23 protein-coding genes and 6 pseudogenes are annotated in these 22,848 nt (G+C 50.1%); 4 read left to right on the top strand and 25 right to left on the bottom strand.

Annotation, left to right across the window (positions count from 1 at the left end; all coding sequences use genetic code 11):
• Window positions 1-142: 142 nt before the first annotated feature.
• From J2S20_RS11495 to J2S20_RS11465, 7 genes and pseudogenes are all read right to left on the bottom strand, one after another.
• A pseudogene (locus tag J2S20_RS11495) lies at window positions 143-547 on the bottom strand (metallophosphoesterase); the annotation flags it as partial.
• A gap of 530 nt (window positions 548-1,077) precedes the next feature.
• Window positions 1,078-2,316, bottom strand: a complete 1,239-nt coding sequence (locus J2S20_RS11490; RefSeq protein ID WP_106613192.1) for a site-specific integrase — start codon at window positions 2,314-2,316, stop codon at window positions 1,078-1,080.
• A 171-nt stretch (window positions 2,317-2,487) separates the two neighbouring features.
• Complete coding sequence (locus J2S20_RS11485) at window positions 2,488-2,703, bottom strand: DUF6462 family protein (RefSeq protein ID WP_106613194.1); 216 nt, start codon at window positions 2,701-2,703, stop codon at window positions 2,488-2,490.
• Entirely contained in the window at window positions 2,700-3,278 is a 579-nt protein-coding gene (locus tag J2S20_RS11480) for a hypothetical protein (protein WP_106613191.1), read from the bottom strand. The genes J2S20_RS11485 and J2S20_RS11480 overlap by 4 nt, the downstream gene beginning before the upstream one ends.
• A 224-nt stretch (window positions 3,279-3,502) precedes the next feature.
• Window positions 3,503-3,877, bottom strand: coding sequence for a helix-turn-helix domain-containing protein (locus J2S20_RS11475; protein ID WP_106613190.1), 375 nt, complete (start codon window positions 3,875-3,877; stop codon window positions 3,503-3,505).
• Between the two features lie 555 nt (window positions 3,878-4,432).
• Entirely contained in the window at window positions 4,433-4,786 is a 354-nt protein-coding gene (locus tag J2S20_RS11470; protein ID WP_211292322.1) for a hypothetical protein, read from the bottom strand.
• Between the two features lie 5 nt (window positions 4,787-4,791).
• Window positions 4,792-5,049, bottom strand: coding sequence for a hypothetical protein (locus J2S20_RS11465; protein ID WP_106613189.1), 258 nt, complete (start codon window positions 5,047-5,049; stop codon window positions 4,792-4,794).
• A 315-nt stretch (window positions 5,050-5,364) separates the two neighbouring features.
• On the opposite strand from J2S20_RS11465, the gene J2S20_RS11460 reads away from it, so the two are divergent.
• From J2S20_RS11460 to J2S20_RS11450, 3 genes are read left to right on the top strand one after another with little or no spacing between them, the layout of a single operon-like run.
• Window positions 5,365-6,099 carry a S24 family peptidase gene (locus tag J2S20_RS11460; protein WP_106613188.1) on the top strand — a complete coding sequence of 245 codons (735 nt, stop codon included), beginning with the start codon at window positions 5,365-5,367 and terminating at the stop codon, window positions 6,097-6,099.
• Between the two features lie 46 nt (window positions 6,100-6,145).
• Entirely contained in the window at window positions 6,146-6,355 is a 210-nt protein-coding gene (locus J2S20_RS11455; protein WP_106613187.1) for a helix-turn-helix transcriptional regulator, read from the top strand.
• A 19-nt stretch (window positions 6,356-6,374) separates the two neighbouring features.
• Window positions 6,375-7,112, top strand: a complete 738-nt coding sequence (locus J2S20_RS11450) for a DUF5131 family protein (RefSeq protein ID WP_106613186.1) — start codon at window positions 6,375-6,377, stop codon at window positions 7,110-7,112.
• A 105-nt stretch (window positions 7,113-7,217) separates the two neighbouring features.
• Here J2S20_RS11450 and J2S20_RS11445 read toward each other — a convergent pair whose 3' ends face one another.
• The 10 genes and pseudogenes from J2S20_RS11445 to J2S20_RS11400 form a co-directional block, all read right to left on the bottom strand.
• On the bottom strand, window positions 7,218-7,511 hold the full coding sequence (locus J2S20_RS11445) for a hypothetical protein (protein WP_307255465.1): 294 nt from the start codon (window positions 7,509-7,511) through the stop codon (window positions 7,218-7,220).
• A 171-nt stretch (window positions 7,512-7,682) separates the two neighbouring features.
• Window positions 7,683-8,093, bottom strand: a complete 411-nt coding sequence (locus J2S20_RS11440) for a peptide deformylase (protein ID WP_106613184.1) — start codon at window positions 8,091-8,093, stop codon at window positions 7,683-7,685.
• A 4-nt stretch (window positions 8,094-8,097) separates the two neighbouring features.
• Entirely contained in the window at window positions 8,098-8,919 is an 822-nt protein-coding gene (locus J2S20_RS11435) for a hypothetical protein (protein ID WP_211292321.1), read from the bottom strand.
• 53 nt (window positions 8,920-8,972) lie between these two features.
• Window positions 8,973-9,425, bottom strand: coding sequence for a hypothetical protein (locus J2S20_RS11430; RefSeq protein ID WP_146137169.1), 453 nt, complete (start codon window positions 9,423-9,425; stop codon window positions 8,973-8,975).
• A gap of 98 nt (window positions 9,426-9,523) precedes the next feature.
• Window positions 9,524-10,054, bottom strand: a pseudogene (locus J2S20_RS11425) (toprim domain-containing protein); the annotation flags it as partial.
• Window positions 10,055-10,129: 75 nt separating this feature from the next.
• Window positions 10,130-10,906 carry a hypothetical protein gene (locus J2S20_RS11420; RefSeq protein ID WP_307255464.1) on the bottom strand — a complete coding sequence of 259 codons (777 nt, stop codon included), beginning with the start codon at window positions 10,904-10,906 and terminating at the stop codon, window positions 10,130-10,132.
• On the bottom strand, window positions 10,903-12,186 hold the full coding sequence (locus J2S20_RS11415; RefSeq protein WP_307255463.1) for a JAB domain-containing protein: 1,284 nt from the start codon (window positions 12,184-12,186) through the stop codon (window positions 10,903-10,905). Before J2S20_RS11415 ends, J2S20_RS11420 begins: the two co-directional genes overlap by 4 nt.
• On the bottom strand, window positions 12,143-12,307 hold the full coding sequence (locus tag J2S20_RS11410) for a hypothetical protein (RefSeq protein ID WP_170065399.1): 165 nt from the start codon (window positions 12,305-12,307) through the stop codon (window positions 12,143-12,145). The genes J2S20_RS11415 and J2S20_RS11410 overlap by 44 nt, the downstream gene beginning before the upstream one ends.
• Entirely contained in the window at window positions 12,300-12,494 is a 195-nt protein-coding gene (locus tag J2S20_RS11405) for a hypothetical protein (RefSeq protein ID WP_106612471.1), read from the bottom strand. The genes J2S20_RS11410 and J2S20_RS11405 overlap by 8 nt, the downstream gene beginning before the upstream one ends.
• Window positions 12,495-12,750: 256 nt before the next feature.
• Complete coding sequence (locus tag J2S20_RS11400) at window positions 12,751-13,275, bottom strand: GNAT family N-acetyltransferase (protein ID WP_106612472.1); 525 nt, start codon at window positions 13,273-13,275, stop codon at window positions 12,751-12,753.
• A 270-nt stretch (window positions 13,276-13,545) separates the two neighbouring features.
• On the opposite strand from J2S20_RS11400, the pseudogene J2S20_RS12395 reads away from it, so the two are divergent.
• Window positions 13,546-14,738, top strand: a pseudogene (locus J2S20_RS12395) (IS110 family RNA-guided transposase).
• 128 nt (window positions 14,739-14,866) lie between these two features.
• On the opposite strand, the gene J2S20_RS11385 reads toward J2S20_RS12395, so the two are convergent.
• From J2S20_RS11385 to J2S20_RS11350, 8 genes and pseudogenes are all read right to left on the bottom strand, one after another.
• Window positions 14,867-15,199: a DUF3784 domain-containing protein gene (locus J2S20_RS11385; RefSeq protein WP_330692828.1), complete on the bottom strand. Its 333-nt coding sequence runs from the start codon at window positions 15,197-15,199 to the stop codon at window positions 14,867-14,869.
• A 209-nt stretch (window positions 15,200-15,408) separates the two neighbouring features.
• Complete coding sequence (locus tag J2S20_RS11380; protein ID WP_170065400.1) at window positions 15,409-16,245, bottom strand: DUF4366 domain-containing protein; 837 nt, start codon at window positions 16,243-16,245, stop codon at window positions 15,409-15,411.
• Complete coding sequence (locus J2S20_RS11375; RefSeq protein ID WP_106612474.1) at window positions 16,238-16,678, bottom strand: DUF4315 family protein; 441 nt, start codon at window positions 16,676-16,678, stop codon at window positions 16,238-16,240. Before J2S20_RS11375 ends, J2S20_RS11380 begins: the two co-directional genes overlap by 8 nt.
• Window positions 16,679-16,820: 142 nt before the next feature.
• On the bottom strand, window positions 16,821-18,683 hold the full coding sequence (locus J2S20_RS11370; RefSeq protein WP_307255462.1) for a C40 family peptidase: 1,863 nt from the start codon (window positions 18,681-18,683) through the stop codon (window positions 16,821-16,823).
• 157 nt (window positions 18,684-18,840) lie between these two features.
• A pseudogene (locus tag J2S20_RS11365) lies at window positions 18,841-21,210 on the bottom strand (VirB4-like conjugal transfer ATPase, CD1110 family); the annotation flags it as partial.
• Window positions 21,194-21,619: a PrgI family protein gene (locus J2S20_RS11360; RefSeq protein WP_106612477.1), complete on the bottom strand. Its 426-nt coding sequence runs from the start codon at window positions 21,617-21,619 to the stop codon at window positions 21,194-21,196. The gene J2S20_RS11360 and the pseudogene J2S20_RS11365, both read right to left, overlap by 17 nt.
• 57 nt (window positions 21,620-21,676) lie before the next feature.
• A pseudogene (locus tag J2S20_RS11355) lies at window positions 21,677-22,543 on the bottom strand (VirB6/TrbL-like conjugal transfer protein, CD1112 family).
• A 110-nt stretch (window positions 22,544-22,653) separates the two neighbouring features.
• Window positions 22,654-22,752, bottom strand: a pseudogene (locus tag J2S20_RS11350) (Maff2 family mobile element protein); the annotation flags it as partial.
• Window positions 22,753-22,848: the final 96 nt, after the last annotated feature.

Raw genomic sequence — 22,848 nt, 5'->3', positions numbered from 1 at the left:
CCGGAATGCAACCTCCCGGAGGGTATTCATTTATAAGCAACTATGGACTCAGGTCAGGGTGAGAGGGGTTGCATCTCGTTTTACAAGTGAGGGATCAGACAACACGAAACTGCTTTCTTCGTCTTCCCAATACCCGAACGGCTCATATAAAGTTGTTATCATCTACACTCATCTGCGCCCCAAAGAAATCTTTTATCTGTTTTACTGACACCGGGAAAAAATTATTGGCATCGACACCTACATCATATCGCCTGATACCCTCTGCACGATTCGCTTCGTTGTATTCCATTCGGGCATGTATGTGACCATGCAGCTGATATCCCCCACTACTTTTCTTGGGCCAGGACAACATAGGATAATGCATTAGTGCAAAATTGCGTCCGTCTACGGAAACCTTCATAAAATCCCTAATGTCTTCGAACAACCTTGGATCATATTTCTTATCATGGTTGCCAATTATCAGATACTTCTTTCCATTCATCTTTCTGATAAGTTCATCCGCATCCTCAATCTTCATATGATGACAGATATCTCCAAGGATATAAACCGTATCATCTTTATGAACTACGGAATTGAAATTCTATAGCAAAACCCGGTTCATCTCTTCTACAGATTCAAATGGGCGGCCCTGCATATTTATAATGGCTCTGTGGCCAAAGTGCATATCTGCCGTAAAATAAACCATATTTATCACGTTCCTTTCGGATCTTCGCGCAGAAAAATCCCTTATTATTTTAAATTCAGATCATGGCATTGTCATTATACCCGCAGTATAAGTGATCTTCGCAGAAAATCTCTAATTGTACCTGTCTAATTACGCAATGCTTATGATTGATAGCGTAAACTTTCTTGAATGGAAAGAAAAATTGCGGACATGCTGATAAAGGAAATTCCTGAGATACTACGGTATAGCGGCGTACACGATATTACCGCAGAAAAATAGGACCCGATCTTTCGATAGAGCCCTTACAAAAGCACTGCTGTTTTTTCGACGTGGTTACAATTTATTCGATGGTAAACCAATTGTCAAAGATAAATTTCAGAAATATCTACTTCATTTCATGCGACATATTTATCTCAAAACAACTCATCCAACTTCACCGCAAGATTTTCAAAGGTTTCTTCCTTCTTCCGATCCGTCGCTTCCGCATATACGTCCATCGTAGTCTCGATGTTCTTGTGTCCCATGATGGATTGGATCACTTTGAGATTGTTCTCCACCTCACAGAGCCGGGTCGCAAAGGTATGCCGGAGATGATGGCAGGAAAATTCCGGAAGCATCAATGGCTCGCGGCCTTCCCGTGCAGCATTGAGACGCTCATCGGCGTTATAGCTGTTCACAATCCGCTTAATCGTGCGGTTGACACTGGCAGGATTCGGCAGTGTACCGAAGCGGTTCTGAAAAATGAAACCTGAGTATCCATCCACCTCCTGTTCATTACTTCCGTTCGAGTCCTCCTCTTCCCGCAGGATATCCAGCGCATCCCGAACAGAATCCAGAAGCGGAATCGTGCGGATGCCGGCATCGGTCTTGGGCTTGTGGATATGAAACTCCGTCGTCCGATCCTCGGAGGTCGGGTAATAGGTCAGGCTGTGATTGATGCTGATGAGATTTTTCTCAAAGTCGATGTCCTCCCACCGTAATCCAAGCCCTTCCCCGATACGCCATCCCGTTCCAAGTAAAATGGTAAAAAGCGGCCACCAATGCACATAGACCGGGTGATTGGCGATATAATCCATGAATGCTTTCTGCTGTTCCGCCGTCAGAGCGTGCCGGACACCCCTGTGAATTCCGCTTTTCTTCGTAATTTCCGTCATAACACCATCCGTCGGATTCTTCCGGATAATGTCGTCCCTGACTGCCATCTGAAAAGTTGGATGCAGGAGCGTGTGAATGTTGTCCACCGTGGCGATGGCAAGCTTCTCGTCATTGATGAGATGAAGGTAATACTGCAGGATATCCGAATACTTGATATCGATGAGCTTTTTCTTTCCGAAATCATTCCGCACGAAGCGATTATACATGTAGATATAATTGCTCCGAGTGCTGTCGCGGAGATTTGGCTTCATCTTGATGTACCGGTCAAAGGTATCGTTAATCGTCGCTTTTCCGGCGGCGTACAGATTCAGCCCATCCAGTTGATCTCTCGTCAGCTTTTTCTCCCTCTCCCGCAGTTCCATGAGATCGGAAGCATAGATGTATTTTCTTCTTCCAAGCGGATCGGTGTAGGTGTACAGATACCGGTTGTCAGATTTTCTCTGCACCTCTCCGGGCTTTAGCACCCGTCCCCGGTTGTCTTTCCTTGCTTTTGCCATGTTCAATTTCCTCCTGACAAACTGGAAACGGTCATGAAATGCATGACGTTCTATGTTAGATTATTTGACGTTTTGGTTCTGATTCGATTATACGTGACTGCAAAGCTTTGCTGATTAACTTTCGTGTCAGAATTTCTGACATGAAGAACATTCCAGACGTTTGGTTCAGTGTCACGGTTCCTCCGCAAAGGTCTCCAGATACTTTTCAAATTTTTCGATGCTCACCAGAACCAGTTTGTCCACTTTGTAGGTTGCCTTTGCCTCATGCGCCATCTGCTGGAACTTGGAAAGCCCCATACTGTAGAGCTCCGCGCCTTCCTTATACCGCACGAACTTTTTCTTTGCCGTCGATTTGGTTTCCCGGATTTTGGCCTTTCTATCTGTCATCTGTCTTTCTTCCATGTCTGCCTCCCATATTTACTCTGTAATGTTTTCTCTGCCGTATCTCTGACCTGCCTGCGGATCCTGTAGATCTTCGTGTAAAACGACGGGTTAAAATAATCCTGTTCCTTTATCATCTCTGCATTCATCTTGCAGGCGTAATAATTCTCCAAAAGATGCGCCTTCTCACAGGGCAGTATCTTCATGCATGCCTTCACCACGAGATAGTCCTCTTTCATTCTGGCGATCGTCACAGCTTCCATCCGGTATTCCTCCGGACATTCTGTGTTTTTCACCTCCTGATCAAGATTTCCGGTTTCGATCGCATCAAGAAGCATGACCCGCTCGACTGCTGCATCTGCGGTAGGATCCGCATATCCGGATTTCCGGATTCTGACGCCGGGATCTCCCAGTTCACGCCTTCTTCGCTGCATCTTGTCTGCTTCGATATTGATACACAAAAGCTCCCGAAGGCCCTGCAGCATTTCCTCAAATCCCGGATAGTAATTCAGGATGATGTCAATTTTCCCCCGGAGTGACGCATTCCGGTACCTGGTTGTAATTGTCTCTTCATCCACCATGGATTCCTCCTGTCGGTACTTTGTCTATGCAGCGCTGCTTGTCTTGTCCTGACATCATTCAGGATAAAGTATCCTGCTCTGTTATTCGTTACCCGAACCGACAACATCTGCGTGCCTTGTTGTCAGAGCGACAACTTTTTCTCTAATCTGTCGTAAGCTTCTGTCCGAGAACCGATTTGCGTTAGGCATTTCCGAATCCCCATGGCACACTTTCCTCGTCCGGATTAGCGTAGTAGTTCTTTTTCTAATGCGGCAAGTGTTCTGATCTGCTGAAGGGCAGCATTCCTTGCCGCTTTGCTTTTAAAAGACAGCAGCAGCACCACCGCCTCCTGTATGTCCGGTTCCGAATCAAGCGTATCGAGTTCCGGATGGCTCCCGCGGAGAATGTAATCTGTCGTCGTCTGAAAGATCTCCGCAAGGCGGATAACCACATCAGACGGCACAGTTCTCCGATCCGTCTCATAGGAAGAGATTGTTCCCTTGTTTTCAAAATGCAAAAGAAGTGCAAGCTGTTCCTGGCTCATCCCATCTCTGTTTCTTAAGTTTCTGATACGGCTCCCGATTGTCCCGCTCTCTTTTCCTCTCCCATTCTGCTCCATGCTCTTTCCTTTCCGGCACCGTACAAGACGGAAGCCGGAGACATGAGGCCTGTTTTTCTGAATGAGAAGTTCCCTCGCAGGTCAATGGATTTCTTTCCATAAATGCAACCATGAACGCAAAAAAGAAGCCTGCAAAACAAGACTGTGATCATAACAGCGGTTGGACGCACATTTTGCGTCTTAAACTGCTGATCCAGCTTCCGTTTTGCAGGCTCCTCTAATCCATTTTCAAGCGCGCTGTCTCGTGGCCACTTCTCCTGTATGAGGGATCGTCCCTCCAGGCTGGCCGCGCGCCGATAAGTTCAGCTCTATAGGCAAACTCCTGATATCCCGTGTTTCACCCCTTCGTCTTTCCTTGAACGCTGGCGGACTGTTGAAGCTGCAGATTCCTGCCTCTTCCGACATCTTTCAGACAGTAGGCATCTACTGTGACAGCCCCGCGACCGATACGGCTACAAATCGACGGAATATCTCATCCATATTCGGTTTTCACGTGATTTTGATTCCTGCAGCCGGTAGATTGGCCGGTTCTGTCAGGGGAAGCTCTCTGTCTTCCTATGCCCGCGGCGTCTTCCGGTTCACAAACCAGAAGCCATTTTCCTCATAAAACAGTTCGACTCTCTGTCCGAGAATCCGGCAGACATACCGGATCCCGGCGCCTCCTGCCTTGAGGCTGGCACACCGGTCCACGCGGAGGATCTGGTCAATATCGTATTTCCGCCCGTCCTCCCAGACGAGGCGGAGCGGTTTCATCCTCCCGTCAGAGGAAAAATCCGCGACCACCTCGACATAGGCCTTGTAAGGGCTGACCGTCAGCGTCTCCTGCGCGTGTTCACTAAGCGGCGCGTCACTTCGCACCTCCGGGCGGTCCGAGCGCCCGGAATCATGATGATAGTCGTAAACGCCCATGCGGCTCATCTCCCCACTCTGCCATGACCGCAAGACTGTAGAGCCACAGCTTCTGATCTCCCGGTAAGTTCATAAATCGTGATTCTGCCACCCCGGATGACTGCTTTCTTGTCTGTTCCGCACTGCGGGCAGTGGATCACTGCTTCTCCTTTTGACAGGACCATCAGAAACTGTCCGCACTGCGGGCAATGTACAAGGTATCCTTTACTTTCCTTCTGCATAGCTGGTTTCATTTTCATCATCATTAACACACTCTCTTTCATTCTCACTGTCTCATTTCGGAAAGGGAAAAGAACCGATGATAAGAACCTCGACTTACGCCGGATGCTTCCCGGCGGCTGTTCTGCCCCTGCTGATCACAGGGTCTGCAAAGAGAAACATGGCATCGTGGCTTCTCTCTGTACTGCAAGTATAGCGCTATTTACAATAGTTTAAAATGGTCGTTTTAGCCATTTTTTACTTTCTATAATAGTATTTCTCTTGACTTTGCCGTAAAGGATGCTATTCTGTAGGGGAGAAGATAAGGCCTGAAGGCGGCGGGATATCCGCTGCAGAACAAAATCAGAAAGAGGTGTTGTATGGAAAATATCGGCGCGATCATCACAGCTTACCGGAAGAAGGCGCACATATCCCAGACCGAACTTGTGGATAGACTGCAGGCCGAAGGAATTGAAGTCTCACAGAAGAGCGTTTCCGCCTGGGAGACCGGGAGGAATGAGGTCTCCGCGCGGATTTTCCTGCATATCTGCCGGATTCTGGAGATCCCGGACTGCCTGGAGGAATACTTCGGAAGCAACCCAAAGGACCCCCTGTCCATGCTGAATGACGAGGGAAAAAAGAAAGTGCTCTCCTACATTGATCTTTTGATCCATCCAGTGAGCTACGTCAAGGAGACGAACGTGATCCCGTATCTGGCAGCTCCCGCGGAGACTCCTTCCATGACCCGGATCCGGCTCTACGACGCAAGAGTATCTGCCGGGCATGGAGATTTTCTCGATTCTGATTATTACACGACCATCGAAGTGCCCACTAGAGACGCACAAGACGCGGATTTTGCCGTTACGGTAAGCGGAGACAGTATGGAACCGGCATTTCATGATCACGACATGGTTTATGTGCACCAACAGGAAACGCTGGACGACGGGGAAATCGGGATTTTCTCGCTAAATGACAACGCGTATATCAAGAAGCTGAAAAATGACAACGACGGGACATTTCTCATTTCCCTGAATCAGAAATACGCGCCGATTCCGGTGCATCTTGACCGCGATGAATTCCGCATTTTCGGGAAGGTGTGCAGGGCAGTCCGGTAGGGATCGCTATAGGTCAGTCAGAATCTTATAGGGGAGGTGATGCAGCTTGGAAGAAAGACCAAACAATCTGCTGGAGGCCCGGAAGTCCGCCGGGCTTTCCCGGAACAAAGCCGCTGAGGATCTGAAAGTCGATCCGAAAACGCTCTATCGATATGAAAACGGGACGCAGTGCCCGAATGTCTATGTGGCGATCCGGCTCTCCGAATACTATCACCGGACCGTAAAAGAATTGTTTCCGCCGAGAAGCGGGATCTGAACAGAGAAAGGAGACGCCCATGCCGCTCTGGAACCCATGGCACGGCTGCACCAAATGCAGTCCCGGATGCCGAAACTGCTATGTTTACCGGCGTGATGCCGAGTTCGGCAAGGACGCCTCTATCGTAAAGAAAACCGCCTCTTTCAGCCTTCCGGTCAAAAAAGACCGGCGTGGGAACTATAAACTGAAGCCGGAAGACGGCACGGTCATGACCTGCTTCACCTCGGACTTCTTTCATCCGGACGCCGATGCCTGGCGGCCCGAAGCCTGGCAGATGATGAATATCCGCCCGGATCTGCAGTTCTATTTTGTCACTAAGCGCCCGGAGCGGTTCTACGAAGGCCTTCCCGCGGACTGGGGCAATGGATATGAGAACGTCCACATCTGCTGCACCTGTGAGAACCAGTACCAGACAGACCGGCGCCTTCCGGTCTTCCTGAATCTTCCGATCCGGCACAAGGAAATCATCCACGAACCGATGCTGCAGGAAATCCATATTGAAAAATATCTGGAACAGTACCACGATCAAATCGAATGTGTCTCCTGCGGAGGTGAATCCGGGGAAGATGCGAGGCTCTGCGACTATGGATGGATCATCATCACCAAGATGCAGTGCGTTGAATATGGCGTTCCATTCCACTTCCATCAGACCGGCAGCCTCTTTAAGCGCGGAAGCCGGATTTATCACATCGACCGCAAGGATCAGGAAGAACAGGCAAGGAAATCAGGGATTGACACGCCAATCTCTTCCATTTGATTATTGTCTCGCTCTGCTGGCTGCTGCGCTTAGCTCCAGCCATTTCAGGTCTCTGGAAGATCGTTGGGAATCGTTAAAAGCAGAGGAATGTCTGCAAAATTTCGTTCAGAAGAACAGTGCGTCCCACTTCTCTATCTCATCGATCCATGCGAGCGGATCATAATATTTCTTACTCCTCCCGTTATCGCGGATCTCATACCGGAGCGTTCCGCCGCCCAGGAAAGCATCTACGCTGATCACACAGTCAAGATGTCCGTCGTCCTGTCTGGTCTTCTCAATACGCATTTTGACATTGGAAAACGAGCACAAAAGAGTTCTGACCGCCGGGAGATCCTGTTCATTGACGTACTCTCGGCCAAGGAGTGCTCTGTGGACATATGGGGTAATTTTCTTTTTCATTTCATTGATATAAGCCTTCATATCATCGCCGAGTCATTTAAAAAGTTTGAACAGCCAATCTTTACAAATCGATCTCCAGTTTCGATGATCGCGAAATTTCAACAACCAGATTTCCGCCAATGATCAGCGGCGTCATTTCCTCCCAGGCTCTGAAGATGAGGCGTTCTGTTGTCATATGATAATCCCCTCCAGATGATCGCACTCATGCTGGATGATCTGCGCGGTCCAGCCAGTAAATCTCTGAACATGCTTCTTCATGTCCAGATCCTGGTATTCCAGTTCAATTTCACGAAACCGCTTTGTCTTCCGGGTTCCAGTAAGAGAAAGGCAGCCCTCTTCCGTTTCGAATGGCCTGGTCTTCTTACGAATGGCTGGATTCAGCATAGCTACGTTGACAAGGCCCATATTGACGGCGATAATCTGCTTCTTCACTCCGATCATATTGGCCGCCATTCCAACGCACTCGTTTGCATGCGCTTCCAGCGTATCCAAAAGATCACGCGCGACCTGAAGATCAGCTTCCGTCGCCGGCTCCGATTTCTGTGCGAGGAAGAAGACATCCCTCATGATTTCTCTGACCATTCGTTTACTCCCAATTCTTCCATACATTCGGCTGGTAACCAACTGTAGCCTGCCGGCCGTTCCGAACCACCGGCTGCTTTTCTTTCAAGGCCTGTTGGTAAATGCCCATCAGTCCGTAATAGTTCATCAGATCCGACCAGTGATTCGCCGGATGGTAGTAATCGATGAAAAGCCGCTCTTTCCTGGCGACGTTCATGAAGTAATACCAGTTGTCGTTTCCAGTGCTGTCGTTTAACGGCGGCTTCTGTAAAACCGTTGTGAGCATTGTCCCAAACGTCGAACCGCAGATCACGATGTCCGGATCAATCAGAGAAAATTCCTTCAATATCTCGAGGCGGTCCTCCCTGGCGTATGCATCGATTTCTCCATAATCCGAGGCGCTGTCACCATTGCTCTTCTTCAAGTTAAGAATAGCAATCTGCTCCAGTGATTCTGCGTGCTGCTCATCTGTTAGGTTTGCTTTATATCTTGCGATCTCGTTCGCGTCGGTATGCTGGATTCCATAGGTCCAGCGGGCAACTCTCCTCCACATGGGCAGCGTCGGATGATACATCCTAAGCCAACTTGCAAGGGCCCTGTTATCCCAGTCTGATCCGTAGGCTTCCTTCATGATAAAGAGGATCCGCTTCTTATCGCCGCTGTTCCATACCTCCGGATTCACGATTCCATCCGCAATAAAAACATTCTTCCCATGGTCTATATTTACCTGAATGCTTCTCTTGCCGTAGGTATATTCAAATGATTCCGGTTCTTTCCCGCGCCACAGAGTAAAAAGTTCGTCCAGTGTAGAAGCATCCTCAATTTTCTTCTGATAATCAGCAGGCATATAACCTTCCTTAAAGTCTTAACAATCCAAAAGGCAAGAGAATAACCGACTCATCAGTCATCCTCCCCTTCCTCGACATACCTCTCATATTCCTCCGGTGTCAGTTTTCGGATCAATTTCTTGGTCTTCTCCACCGGGAAGGAAGCCTCCTTTGGCTGCAGATACTCCACGTCCGTCACCCGGACGATCTTCTCCTCGTTGTCCTTTCCGGCCGGAGCCCAGGCAAAATCTCCCTTCTCATAGATAGCCTCATCTGCGAGGTAGGTGTACTCCTTCTCCGCATCTTGGAAGATCACCTTGCAGAAAATAAGCTCCGACTCGCGGCGCTTTTTACGGCTATAGGCATCCTCATCGAAGAATTCACCCAGCCCGTAAAAGCTGATGAAATCCCGCACCTTCTCTACCAGCTCCGGGAAATCCTCAGGCAGGCTCAACTTGTCATAGGTTCCGTCCAGCTCATCCACCTGCCCGGATCGCCAGCGAATCTTCAGGGAATATTTCCTCACATCATCGGGGTTGTCCACCGCATCCGGCGGATTTCCTTCCCGGTCTGTCAGGTTCAGATCCTCCAGTTCATCCAGCAGGTTCGGAATCCCACCGCTGATATGCTAGCTCCATTAATGCCGACAAGCCAGTCTGCCCGCTCCCGGCAGAGTGCCGCCTCATAGAGCGCATCATACGCCGATGAAGGTTTCAGATTTCGGAAGCCCTCGTGGATCGCGTTGTCCTCCATCGAGGAAATCCAGAGTCTCTGAAATGGCTTCCTGCAATGCGCCTCCTGATAAACCAGGCGGAAGATCAGTTCTCCCTCTCGTCCTGCGTCTGTCGCCTCAATCAGCTCCTCTACATCATCCATTTCCATGAGTTCCTTTAGCTTCTGGAACTGCTTTTTTGTCTCCGCCGAAACCTGATAGCGGAACGGATCCGGGAGAATCGGAAGGTCTTCCTTCTTCCATTTGTCATACTTCAGGTCATAATCCTGTGGCTCGCAAAGCTCCACCAGATGCCCGACACACCAGCTGACGAGATACCCGTTTCCTTCGAGATATCCGTCCTGTCTCTTATCAGCGCCAATCACCTTCGCAATGGACTGCGCCACAGAAGGTTTCTCGGCAATCACAAGTCTATGTCCCATTGGTTCCTCCCTCCTAATAAAAAAGACGCCAGATATCCCGACGTCCCCTTCTTTCCTGTATTCGTACGTATCGGATCAGCGCCCCCGGTCCTTTCCCCTGGAGCTTCTGCTCTGATCCGGCTTCTTCTCCATTCTCTCCTTCTCCTCAGAGAGTTTCTGGAGGATGGAGGTTTTGCCATGCTGCCCTGCCATCCTGCCAGCCTTCTGCACTGCCTTTCCCTCTTCTTTTTGTGCCTCTCTGCAAGACGCAGCCTCTCCTGATGCCTTTTCCGACATCTCCGGGTTCAGATTTGTTTTTTCATCGGCGATGTTTTCTCTTCCCTCATCAAGCTCCTTCTGGAGTGCATCCAGCCTGGATAGAAGCGTCTCAGCAGTCTCACGAAGCGCGTCTTCTGACCCTGCCGTTTCCACAAGATCCTGCCGGATACTCTCCCGGATTCCGGAAAGCTCTCCCTTCTCCAGCTGCTCCCGGATCTGCCCAATACCATCCTCCCGATTTTCTACAGCGTCCTGATATCCATACGGGTCGCGGTCAAGGGCGTACTGATCGAGGTCTGCAGCAAGCCTGTCGATCTGATCGGAAAGTGTAACCCGATTCTGCTCTCTTGAGATCTCCTGCAGTTTCTCATCGATGCGGGAAATCAGCTCCGATGAAGCAGTCCGGATCGTGTCAAGGGATGCTTTGAGCTCCGGCATCCCCTTCCCGCCGGACCAGCCCGCGATATAGCCGAAGCTGTAATCGGACGTGTCGATCCCGTAGTGCTGGCAGACCGTATAGGCGACCGATTCCGCTTTCACCTCCTTGCTGCTTTTGGTTTGTCCCCCATCCTCCCGCTTCTTCTGTGCGGTCATGTTGTGGAGCTTGGCGTGCGCATCTCGTGTACCAGCGTTTTTACGTTCTGGATCTCGTCCATGCCTTCCTTGATGGCAATCCGATTTTCTGTCGTGTGAAAATATCCTTTTGCGCCGCCCTTGATCTTCTCAAAGCCGACAGGAACAGGGCTTGCTTCCTTCATCGCCGAAAAGAACGCTGCATACTGATCGACGCTACCTTTCAGCTCATCCACGCCAAGACTTTGAACCGGCTCTCCTTCCGTCTGCGAGATGTCAAAAGTGCTGACCGGCTTGAACGCCATCATACGAATCTGTACCGTTTCCCTCACCGGCTCCCCATCCTGGTCAAGGACTGGCTTTCCATCCGCATCCATTCGTTCCTGGTCCCGGTCAATCGTAAATGGCGTCGGTGCGAGGATCCGGATTCCTTTTTCCCCACGCTTTACGAACCGCCCCATCTTCTTCCAGCCGGTATAGGACTGGACTAGCGATGCGTCCGGCTTCTGCATCAGGATGAGGAGGCTGTTATTGATGGAATACTGCGGGAACTTTGCCATCGTATCGAGGAACTTCTGATATTTCTCATTGGAGAAAATTCCGGCGACACCTTCCTCGAGCTTCCTGATGATCTCCTTCATCTCATTTCTGCGCGCCTCAGCGGCAGCCTTGGGATCATAGTTCCGCCCTGCCGAATATTGACCTCTTCCCTCTTCTGCCCGCTCCATGCGCTCTCCAGCCGCATAATTTCCACTGGGTTCTTTTGTCATCATCCGGTGAATGTAATCCAGATCGATATCCTTACTCGTAAACATGTCCGGATCATGCTCACGCATGCTGTAGACATTCCCATTCTGTCCGCCGATCACCACATGATCGACAACATTCATATCCATGAGTTTTGCCGCCTCGACCAGGCGCTTTGTGAGCTGCAGGTCCTCCCGGCTCGGTTCATTATCGCCGGAGGGATGGTTGTGCATCAGCATGATGTTGTTGCAGTTCGATAGAATGCCGCTCTTCAAAATGTTCTGGATCGGCGCAAACGACTGATTGATGCTGCCGATGGAGACGATGTTAAAGTTCACGGGCTTTAAGTGATTGTCCATATTGACAACGCACACCCACTCCCGGTCAAGCTCCTTCAGCACATCCCGCATGACTGCCGCTGCGCCTTCCGGACTTGTGAGCGGCGTCTGGCTGTAGTAGGATGGCCCCTCCATCAGTTTCAACCGGATATCCACCTGCTTCAGTCGGTAATCATCCATGGAATACTGACCGGCTGTCTCCTTCTTCCGCGGCATCAGGTGCCCTCCTTTCCCCTTCTACCTCAATTTCCATGTGGATCTGTACATCCTCTCCGCATTCGCCAAGATATCGGATCAGATCCTCAATTGTCGTAAAAACAAGTTCTTCCTTATCCATTGCTGCCTCCCTTTGGGTCTGCTTTTCCCGCATTCTTATGTGGCTCCGCTGCTCCCAGCATTTTCAGTTTCTCTATCACGGATCCGCGGGTGTGGTTCCTGTCCGCCGGAATCTGCGAGGGATTGCCGCGCTTCATCAGAGCATCCACCTGTTCGTCATAATGCAGATATCTTGATCGTCTTGCCATTTGCCTTCCTCCTTCTCATGGCATAAAAAATGACCGACGCCTTTCTTCTCGAAAAGCAATCGGTCTAAAGTAATCGGCATCTGTCTTGCCAACTTCATGTGTAGTTGTGGTTCATTGCCGGAAATTCCGGCAACTAAAAACCGGAAGCACAATTTGCACTGGCTTCCAGCTGGTAATTACTGTTCATTTATTCAGGCACATACAAACTGGAATTTGTTTGTACAATGTTCAAGATATAACTGTTATTATGTCTTGATTAGAGTACAAACTCATATAAGAGGAACTTCCTCGGTACTCCAATATCAACATATGTGATTTCAACCTTATCCACATACTTAAATCCAAACGACATATACATTTTCTGTGGAATATCATTTCCCTCTATGCAATCAAGACGAATTGATTTAAGGTTTCTTTCCCTTGCTGTGTCTATTGCGTGTTGAACTAACTGCTTCGAGTATCCACGACCTCCATATTCCGGAAGGACACGCAAGGCATGAAGAACTACTGTCTCGTTATCATTTGCATCGATAAGCCATTTAACTGCGTGATACGCCTCATCACGATCATGATTCATAATATACGCCGCAACAATTCGACCATCTTCAATACCGATAAACTGATTTCTCTCTTTGATTGCATCCTTGATCATTTCATCTGGAGGAAAACCGCCTTTATCTCCCTCCGGCAGAAAATCTTTTCCGCTCAAAACCTTACACATACCGTCATAAAAATGTCGCAATTCTATAAAATTTTTCTCTTCTGCATATCTGATAATCATAGAAATCTATCCCTCCAACTTCCGATTCTTAATATATGAGTAGAGGCTTTTACAGTCTCTGCTCTTTCTTTATGATGAAGGTGATTGGTCTGACGTAATTTCCGATTGGGACACCACGCCCGAAGTTAAATGTGTCAGCCCGCCTTCATTGTTCTACATTCGATTCAGCAAGTTGGGAAAGATTGCTTCTCCCGTTTAACGAAAGAATATGAGTGAACCTTGAAGAGCTGGATCCAATCATAAATCACTTACGAAAGGAGCGTCTTTCTTATGATTGCTGTTGGTATCGATGTTTCAAAATCCAAGAGCACCGTTACCATTCTCAATGGAGATGGCAGCATCCGTGCCAAACTTTTTGATGTCCACCATGTCGCTGATGAGCTGCAGGCATTGGTAGATTACATCAAGAGGACTTCAGAGCCTCCAACCATCCTTATGGAGCCCACCAGCCACTACCACTATCCACTCCTGAAAGCCTTCACGGAGGCGGAACTCCCAGTCTGTCTGATCAATCCATACCAGATGAAGAAGTATGGCGATACCGAACTCAGAAAGGCGAAAACGGACAAACGTGATTCTCTGCGAATCGCTCAGTATGCCCTTGAGAAGTCCTATTCGCTGATTCCTTACACTCCTCAGGACCAGAAGTATGAAGATCTCCGTTTTCTGTCTAGGCAATACAGTCAGAGGATATCAACCCTAACTGTTGCCAAAGTTCAGCTGCTCAGCCTTCTGGATGAAACAATGCCCGGCATTACGACCATTCTTCCTCTTAAAAGCAGGGATCCCGACAACTGTGTGCTTCTGCGTTTCATTAAGCGTTTCAAGTCTTTCGATGTAATCCGTAAGATGGGCAAGACACGTTTCCTGGACAGCTATCAAGTCCTAGTCAAAAAGACCAAGGATCGTTTTGCCGGTTCTAAGGGACTGGCTATCTATGAGCTGGTCCTTAACAGTGTTACCACCCGTGGAGAAAATCCCTTATCCGCAATGACTCAGGATCAATGTGTTGATCTCGTATCCACATCTCAGAAAGCTGCCGATGAGATCAATCTTCAAATGCGGATCATAGCAGAGACCATGCCGGAGTACAAAGTGCTTCGTTCTATGGCCGGCGTGGGGACCGACTGGGACCGATCATTCTTGGAGAAATCGGTGACATTCGCCGTTTTCACAGTGGCAAAGCACTCAATGCTTATGCCGGCAATGATGCTCCGCCATATCAGTCCGGACAATTCGAGAGCCGGAATCGTCACATCTCCAAACGTGGCAACCCGGCTCTCAGAAAAGCTTGTTTTGAGGTAATGCAGGCTCTCAAACTGACAAAACCTCAGGACGATCCTGTTTACCTTTTTCTGCTCAAAAAGGAACAGGAAGGGAAACCATACAACGTAGCCAAAATGGCTGCCGTCAATAAGTTTCTGCGGATCTACTACGCTCGTGCAATGGAGTTGTACAAGTAAATCCGTCCGCTTTCATTATAGCCGTTAACTGCCGGCCTGCAACAGCAGGTCTTATTAAGGTTACTCTCTTTTTTATTCTCAAGGTTCTCGAAATCTTCAAAAATCTGCTTGACAAACATTAGCAAGATTTATCTTTCTCTTTTATGTCTTTCGATCAGTAAAAGGATAAACATGCCTGACCATATGACCCACGCGATCAATATTCCCTTTATAGGAAAAATGAAGTCAATAACAGCTCCAATGAAAAAGGGAATCGGCCATAGCATCATCCGTTTTCCGTAGTCCTTGCACATTTTCTTCTCATCATATTTTTTGCGTTCTTCAGCGGACTTCATATTATAGCCTGTTAAGAAGTTCGCTGCTTTCCCGTTTGATCTGTAAAACAAGAACCCAATCAAAAAGAAAATGGCAGCCATTACCAGGCCCGGGATTATGCAGGATTCCTTTAACGACATATTCATTTACCCCTTCTTCTCCATTCACTTACACTGACTATGTATCATTTACCACGCTCGTGATCACTGCTCTTGCAATATCTCAAAACTTGAGGTCGCAATTTGCGGCCTCAACCAATCATGCGCACAAATCGAACATAGCATAAAATGTCAAGGAGAACAATGAATACTTCTCCCTGTGCCAGCATCCTCTATGGGTAGGGAAAGGTCCTTTCTCAGACATCTGAACCATTGTCCTGGCTTTCAACGGCTTCTTCCGGTTTGCCTTCATCCTCCTCAATATCTTTCAGATAATCTTCCTCTTCGCCCTCCTGATAATCCGCGTCCGGATCCGGCCGGTCGTCTTTCTTATTTTTCTTTCCGATCTTCTTATACACGTAGGCACCGATGGCCGCAAAGCCGGTCAAAACAAGCAGCACCAGCGTTCCAACCGGAACTGATGGCGTCTTCTTCTCCTTGGGCTTTGTCTCCTTCGGTGCTTGCGCGGACTGCGCCGGTTCTGCCGAACTGCTCTCCTTGGCAGCTTTCTCTTCCTTGAGCTTGTCTTCCATGCTCTCCTCATCCTGCCGGGTGGTATATTCCTTCACTTCCTCTTTATCCATAAGGGAAAGAAGATCCGACTCATCCACCTGATTCAGAAAGTGCACGGTCTCCTTCCCGGAGTCATCGCGGTCAATGATCAGATAGAAGTAATTGCCATTCTTTGTCGTCAGCGTGATGAACTGCTTTCCGGATGCTTCATGATCTCCGTAATCATCCACAAGGTTCATATTGCCATCCGGTGTGAGCGGTTCCTCCGGTTCCGGCACAGATTCCGTCGCTGCTTTCGTGCTTTCTTCTGCTTTCTCCGGCTCTGTACCCTGGCAGAGTGTGATATCGCTTCTGCAGACCGGGCACTCCTCGTTGACACTTTCCTCCCCGCACCTTGTCTCACAGATACAATCGGCTTCCTTCCCCGTATTGGCAAATGCCGTCACCGGGAATGATCCGGCAAGTACTGCAGAAAGCATCGCTGCAGCCACAAGTTGCGGTCTGAAACTGATCTTACCCATCAAGCTCGTCCTCCTTTCCATATTCGTCATCGTCCTCCGCATCAAAATCCGTATTCTCTTCTGATCCGTTTCCCGTACGTTTCTCGTTCGTAAACCGAAAGCCTTCTGTGAAACTCTCCTCCGGATTAGGCTCACCCGCCATTGTCTCCTCCTGTCCGGACATTTTCGGTGGTTCATCTCCGGACCCGTCTGCATTCTCCTGCTCTATGCTGCCATCCGGGTTGACCTTCGGAAGCTTGCCGGATGCCGCCATGGAAAGGAAGATAGCGACCTGCTCCGGTGTCAGATGCATCGCACCAACATCCGCGAGGATCTGCATACTCTCCGCCTCCCGGAGCTTCTCCTGCAGCGTGTTAAACTTTTCATCAGCGTACTTCTTTCTTTTTTCCGCGCGCCTTACTTCCTCGCGCAGCTTGTCGAGTTTTTCGTACATTCGTTTTCCTCCATTAAAAAGAGCTCCAAAGCACTCCGCCTCGAATCCCTGTCACCAGTGTCATATTTCCTTTTCTCATCCGTCCGGGACCTGCCCACAGACTTGGGATAGTACGTACCAATGCTCCGCTTAACATCTATTCTTACGGAATTCTCCCGTAGCCCAGAAAATGCTGCTTAAAATAGCCGCTGTCCACGTTAGAGACTTTGATCGGATCGCCGCAGTGAATCATTTTCCCATCGCCGATATAAATCCCGACATGACTTGCACCCGGCGTATCATACGTTCCCTGAAAATAGATGATGTCTCCCGGCTGCCGCTCTGACGCGGGGATGGGATCCGTCCACTGCCGGAGTCCTTCTGCCGTTGTCCTGCCGACATTTCCCACACCGGAATGATTGATGACCCAGCAGACAAAGCCGCTGCAGTCAAAACCCGTTGACGGGCTGGATCCTCCCCATACATAAGCTCTGCCAAGATATTTGGATGCTTCCTGCCACATCGCCGCAAACTGCGTATCCGTGAGTGCCTCTCCACTTGGCTTGTAGCTTTCACCGCCGGATGTTCCTCCGGATGATCCGCCGCCGTCTGCCTCCGGATTTGCATAAATGTCGTCCTCGAAGAGGTATTTCTTGTTCCCGTAGGTCTCCTTAAGCAGAAGGTATCTCTCCATCTGATCCTCGGTAAACCCGATTTCAGTGACAACGTTGTCCATCGAAGCATTGCTCAAGGTGACATTCAGGATGTGATACTCATACTCCACTTCCACCTCGTACGTATATTCCTCGCGGTCTGTTGTCCCGTCGGGATTGTGCACGGTGCGGTGTCCGGTTCTGGTCTCTGTCCTGATGCGGATCTCCGTCTCTGGCACGAGCTCCAGCTCGTACTGCCTGTCAAAGATCTCCTTTAGCTTTCCCTGGACCTCCTCCGGCTTGTAGCTCTCGTAGAGAACCGTCAGCATGGCGGCAAGTTCATAGGGATCATGCCCGATCTCGGAGAGAGTATAGCGGTACTCATCATATCCCGGATGGTCGGATTCGATGCGGTCTACCGTCTTCTGTAGATCCGCTTCCAGATCCTTGTAATCCTGATTGACCGTCTTGATGTCCGCGTCCTCTGCCGTATACGACGATGCTACCGACCCGCTTCCAAAAAGGCTTGAGATAAGATGTCCGCTTGAGGCTCCGCCCGCGATGGTCATCACGGCGATCAAAACAGCAGCTGCGGCAAGCAGAACCGGGCGATATTCCGAAAAATGCTCGGTAACCCACTCTCCGATTTTGCCCACAAGGTCCTCTGCCTTGTCCGTAAACTTTCTGCCAAGACTCCCCACAGAATTTGCGGCTTCCGCCGAGGCCTTCTGATTCGCCGCTCTCTGGAATTCCTTCTTCATGAGCCGGTGCTGCGCGGCTTTTCCTTCCGCGCCTGCGCTGAGCTCTGTGGCGGCCGCTTTTTCCGAAGCTTTCCTGGCGGTTTTTCCCATCCTTGCAGCATAGCTGGAGCTGTTTTTTACATATTTTCCAAAGTCCGCCCATTTCATAGCGTTGGTTTCTGATGCTGTACTTCCCACAGATGATTCTGCCGCTGCTGCTCTTCGCTGTCTTTCTGAAGCAGACTTCAGCTTTTTCCCATAATAATGGTTTTCCGCCGCCCGCATACCGGTTTCGGCAGCTTCTGTTCCCCGGTTCAGCGCCTCCGTCCCGGCATTTTCATCTTCATTGGCACGGTCCACAGCATCATGTGCTGCCCTTGTATCAAGAAATTCCTTCCTTGCCGCCTTCTCATGGGAGCGTTTCTTCTTTGCCAGCGCTTTTCTCTCTTCCGCGCTCATCGAAAGATCCGCCTTGTCCTGGCGGAACTTGGCTCCGGCAGCGCGTTTTGAGGAAGATGCATTCTTCAGCTTCCGTCCGTGGCTCGGTGCCCTCGTCTTGTTTCCCTCCTCTTCTTTCTCTTTCCGGAATCCGTGCTCTGCGTCAGGATTGACGGTGTCCACATGACTTGTCATGATTCACCTCTCATCTGTCCGGCGTCCGGACCTGTTTTCCCGCGTTTGTTGTCATCTCATCCATAGTCTGGCGGTCTGCTTTCAGCTCTTTGTTTTGGGAAGCTCCTTCCCGGCTTTCCTCTTCTGCTGAAGGCTGACTTTTTGCTTCTGCCTCCGGCGTTATCTCGGCCAGCTTCGTCGTCATCGCCTTGTAAAGCTCCGTGTTCTTCGGGAAGCGGTCCACAAATGGAATCGCGACGTTGCCATAGAACAGAAGCCCTTCGCCCTCGCCGGAATGTGTGACATAGGAAAGCTGATGCGGGCTGATGTTGAGCTGTTTTGCGAGGATTCCCCGGTCGCCGACTGCCTGATTCAGCATCAGGATGAAATCGCTGTTCTCAAAGATGTTTTCCACTTCCTTTGAAGCCAGTAGATCCTTGACGTTCTGGGTGATCCCGGTCGGAATGCCGCCCCATTTCCGGAAGCGCTTCCAGATTTCCACCGTGTACGCCGCCGTCTGTTCCTCACGCAGAAGCAGATGCATTTCATCCATGTAGTAGCGCGTCGATTTTCCCTCACTTCGGTTCTCCGTCACTCTCCCCCAGACCTGATCCTGCACGACCAGCATCCCGATCTTTTTCAGCTGTTTTCCGAGATCCTTGATGTCATAGCAGACGAGGCGGTTGTGGATGTCAACGTTCGTCCGGTGGTTGAAGACATTGAGCGAACCGCGCACATAGATTTCCAGCGCCGTCGCGACATTCTTTGCCTCCGGCTCCGGCTGCTGTAAAAGCGCATTGTAGAGATCCTCGAGAAGCGGCATGTTTTCCGGTCCCGGATGTTCAAAGTACCGGTTGTAGATCTGGCGAATGCACCGGTCGATGACCGTTTTCTCCACCGGATTCAGGCCTTCCTTCCCGCCGACGATCAGCTCGCACAGCGACAGAATAAAATCCGCCTTCAGGGCGATCGGGTTGTCGTCATCCGAATAGTTCATGTTGATATCCATCGGATTGATGTACTGGTCGCTCGTCGGCGCGATCTTGATGACCTGCCCGTCGAAACGCCGGACCAGTGCCGAATACTCCGCCTCCGGATCAGAGATGATGATATCGTCATCCGTCACGAGGAAGGCATTCGCGATCTCCCTCTTTGCAGCAAACGATTTGCCGGATCCGGGTGTCCCAAGGATTAGCCCATTCGGGTTTTTGAGCTTCTTCCGATCCACCATGATGAGGTTGTTGGAGAGGGCATTCAGGCCGTAGTACAGCGCGCCTGTGCCGGTCTGGAAGAGTTCCTGCGTGGTAAAGGGAATAAAGATCGCCGTACTGCTCGTCGTCATTGCCCGCTGAATCTCGATCTCGTTATGCGCAAGCGGCAGGGATGACATGAGTCCCTGCTCCTGCTGAAAATCAAGCCGCACCAGGTTGCAATTATGCTTCTGTGCGATGCTGTTTGCCTGGAAAATGTTGTTTTCCAGTTCCTGCTCGGTCTTTCCCGTGCTGAGAATAAGAAACGTGAGAAGGAACATGCGCTCGTTCTGGCTCTGCAGTTCCTTGAGCAGCGCCTTGGCGTCATTGCCATAGGTTGCGAGATCCGACGGGATAATATCCATGTCGTAGCCGGAGCGGACCGCCTTCTTCTGTTCCTCGATCTTGGACCGGTCCAGCTCCGTGATGGTGTGCTTCACCTTCTTGACCGCCTCGGTCTGATCCACGGACTGCATATGCATGGTCACGACTTCCGACGACTCGATGGATAAGAAGTCAGCCAGCATCTGATCGCTGATGTCCGAGGCTGTGATGGAGAGAAAACTCATCCCACAGTACAGATTGCCCATCTGGAAAACTCTTCCCGTCTTGAAATTCAGCGCAGACGGCGCAATGAAGTCCTTCACCGAAAGCCCGGACGGTGCCAGCAGTCCCCAGTCAAAAAAGAACTTCTCGTCGCTTCCCATGTGAAAGATCTGATGCATGAGCATCAGCCGCTCCGATCCGTCCAGTGTTTTGGCCTGAACGCCAAGGCGCTTGAAGTTATTGAGAAGATCCATCTCGATATGGATGAGCCGCGGCTTTGCTGTCTTCATGCCGTCCGCGTGAATGCCGAAGGTCAGATATTTTGTCTTGGTCAGACCATTGTTGCCGGCCTCCATCTGATGCATGAGCATGCCCGTGTATTCGTCGCGCATGTCGTTGTAGGCATCCTTCTGGTGCCGGATCGCGATCCCCGCCTTAAACTTCTCCGAGTCCGTCGCCATGTTCATGAAACTCAGCTCAAAATGGACGGAGCTGTCAAAAAAGTTGAGAAACGAGCACCACTCCTCAAAGATTTCCTTCTGATCGTCCTGCTGGGCGAGCAGGTAATTGATGTCCTGAAACTGGATGGTCTTCGTGTAATAGTCTTTCCCGACGCGGCAGATGCCGTCCTGAAACATCCGGTCAAACGGGATGCTCTGCTGGGTCGTGCGCGGAATCCCGTCATCACGCTGCGCATTCCGGATGATCTCCGCGATCTTTCTCCGTTCTCTGCAATTAAGATTTTCCGGCACCTGATAGATTTTTCTTTCCTTTCGCCGGAACAGGTTCCTGATACCTGGAAACAATCTCCTCTACCTCCTTTTCTGCCTTAGCCTGCCGCATCAGCGCGGCGTAGTAATTGTCTGTCCGGTACACCCGGATCTTCGGCCTGAGAAACTGCGCTTCGATGAAATGAAACAGGATCACCTCCAGAGGCTCCCCGTTTTTCTCATACATCGCAAAAAAGAACAGCGGCATCATGACCGCCATCATGCCAAGCGCCGCAAGACTGATATTCCCGGTGCGCTTTAGCAGAAAAAAAGACGGTACTCCGATGAGTGCCGCCAAGGAAAAGCAGATCAGCTGCCGCTTGGTCAGGTTAAACATGACCTTGCTCTTTACCTTTGTGAGGTCCCTCGGGACCGAAATATAACTTGCCACTTACGTTTTCTTCCTCCTCTCTGTGTTTTGCAAAGCTTTGCCGGCCATGCCTTTTTATCAATGCGCATGAAGAATGCTTCTCGCAAGCGACCCGGTCTTAAACAGCGTAAAGCAGAGCAGCATCGTATATCCGAGCACGTTCCAGAGCGACGCCATGATGTCACTGGAAAATGCAACCGACTGGATCAGGACAGCGTAGATTGCGACACAGATCATGATGAGAAATCCCTAGAATCCCAGGGCAAACAGGGACCGTAGATAATTCTGTCCGACCATGCTCTGCTCGTGGCTTCCGAAGGTCGCAAAGGGGATCGGCGCCATACTGATCATGAGATAGATCTCGATCATCCGCCCATATACGATGACGAAGATAAGGACCGAAATGATATTGAACAGAAACTGTACGATAAAGCTTTGCAGGAAGACCCCAAACAGCGCACCGCAATCCATTGCCTCCAGCGTTCCCTGCACAGAGGCAAGCGCCGACGCATCAACAGCCGTGCCGCTTTGAATGATACCGCCAGACTGACTGATCACATAACTTGTCACGTCAAATACGGCAAGCGTGATATTGAACGTATTGCTGATCAGCGTCACCGCGACAAATGTCTTAAACACCCACTTGAAAAAGATCCAGGTTTCAAAGTTCGCGAGATTGTTGTGCGCGATGATGAGCTGGATCAGCTCGTAGCAGGCGATGAACGTCAGGATCAGTCCAGCGATCGGCATGATGACATTCTCGGAGATGTTTCGGATCATCGAAAATACACCGGGTTCAAAGCTGGTCGGCGACTGTGCAAGCTGATTCGTCACTTCCCCAACCTTGCTGTTTAAGTTGGTGAATGTCCTGCTAAAGTTATCCATGATGCCCGAAATGAGGATTTCTTTCAGCCATGCAAATAGTTTTTCCTTGAGTGCATCCAAGCGGTTCTCTCCTTTCCGGAGGGCTGCAGGACCAGCCCTTCTATTTTCTTCGTCTCCCCTGTCCTGCGGGTCCGGATATTACGGTCCGGCGGTTACCATTACATCAATCTTCAACCGAAAAGACCGGCAAGGAGCGGAACAAGGGTGGTGCCGATGAGCGCCACACCGCCTCCTGCCATGAGCTGCTTCATGCCCTGGGATTTTGCACCCGATAGCGATAGGTAATCCCTTGAAATTATCTCAGGATTTTCCCCCGCTCCACACCGTGCGTGCGGCTTTCACCGCACACGGCGTTCCATCGAATT

This window comes from Moryella indoligenes, assembly GCF_030812885.1.
Taxonomy (GTDB): domain Bacteria; phylum Bacillota; class Clostridia; order Lachnospirales; family Lachnospiraceae; genus Moryella; species Moryella indoligenes.
The sequence above is the reverse complement of the archived record's forward strand: the minus strand, read 5'-3'. Positions and strand labels throughout refer to the sequence as shown.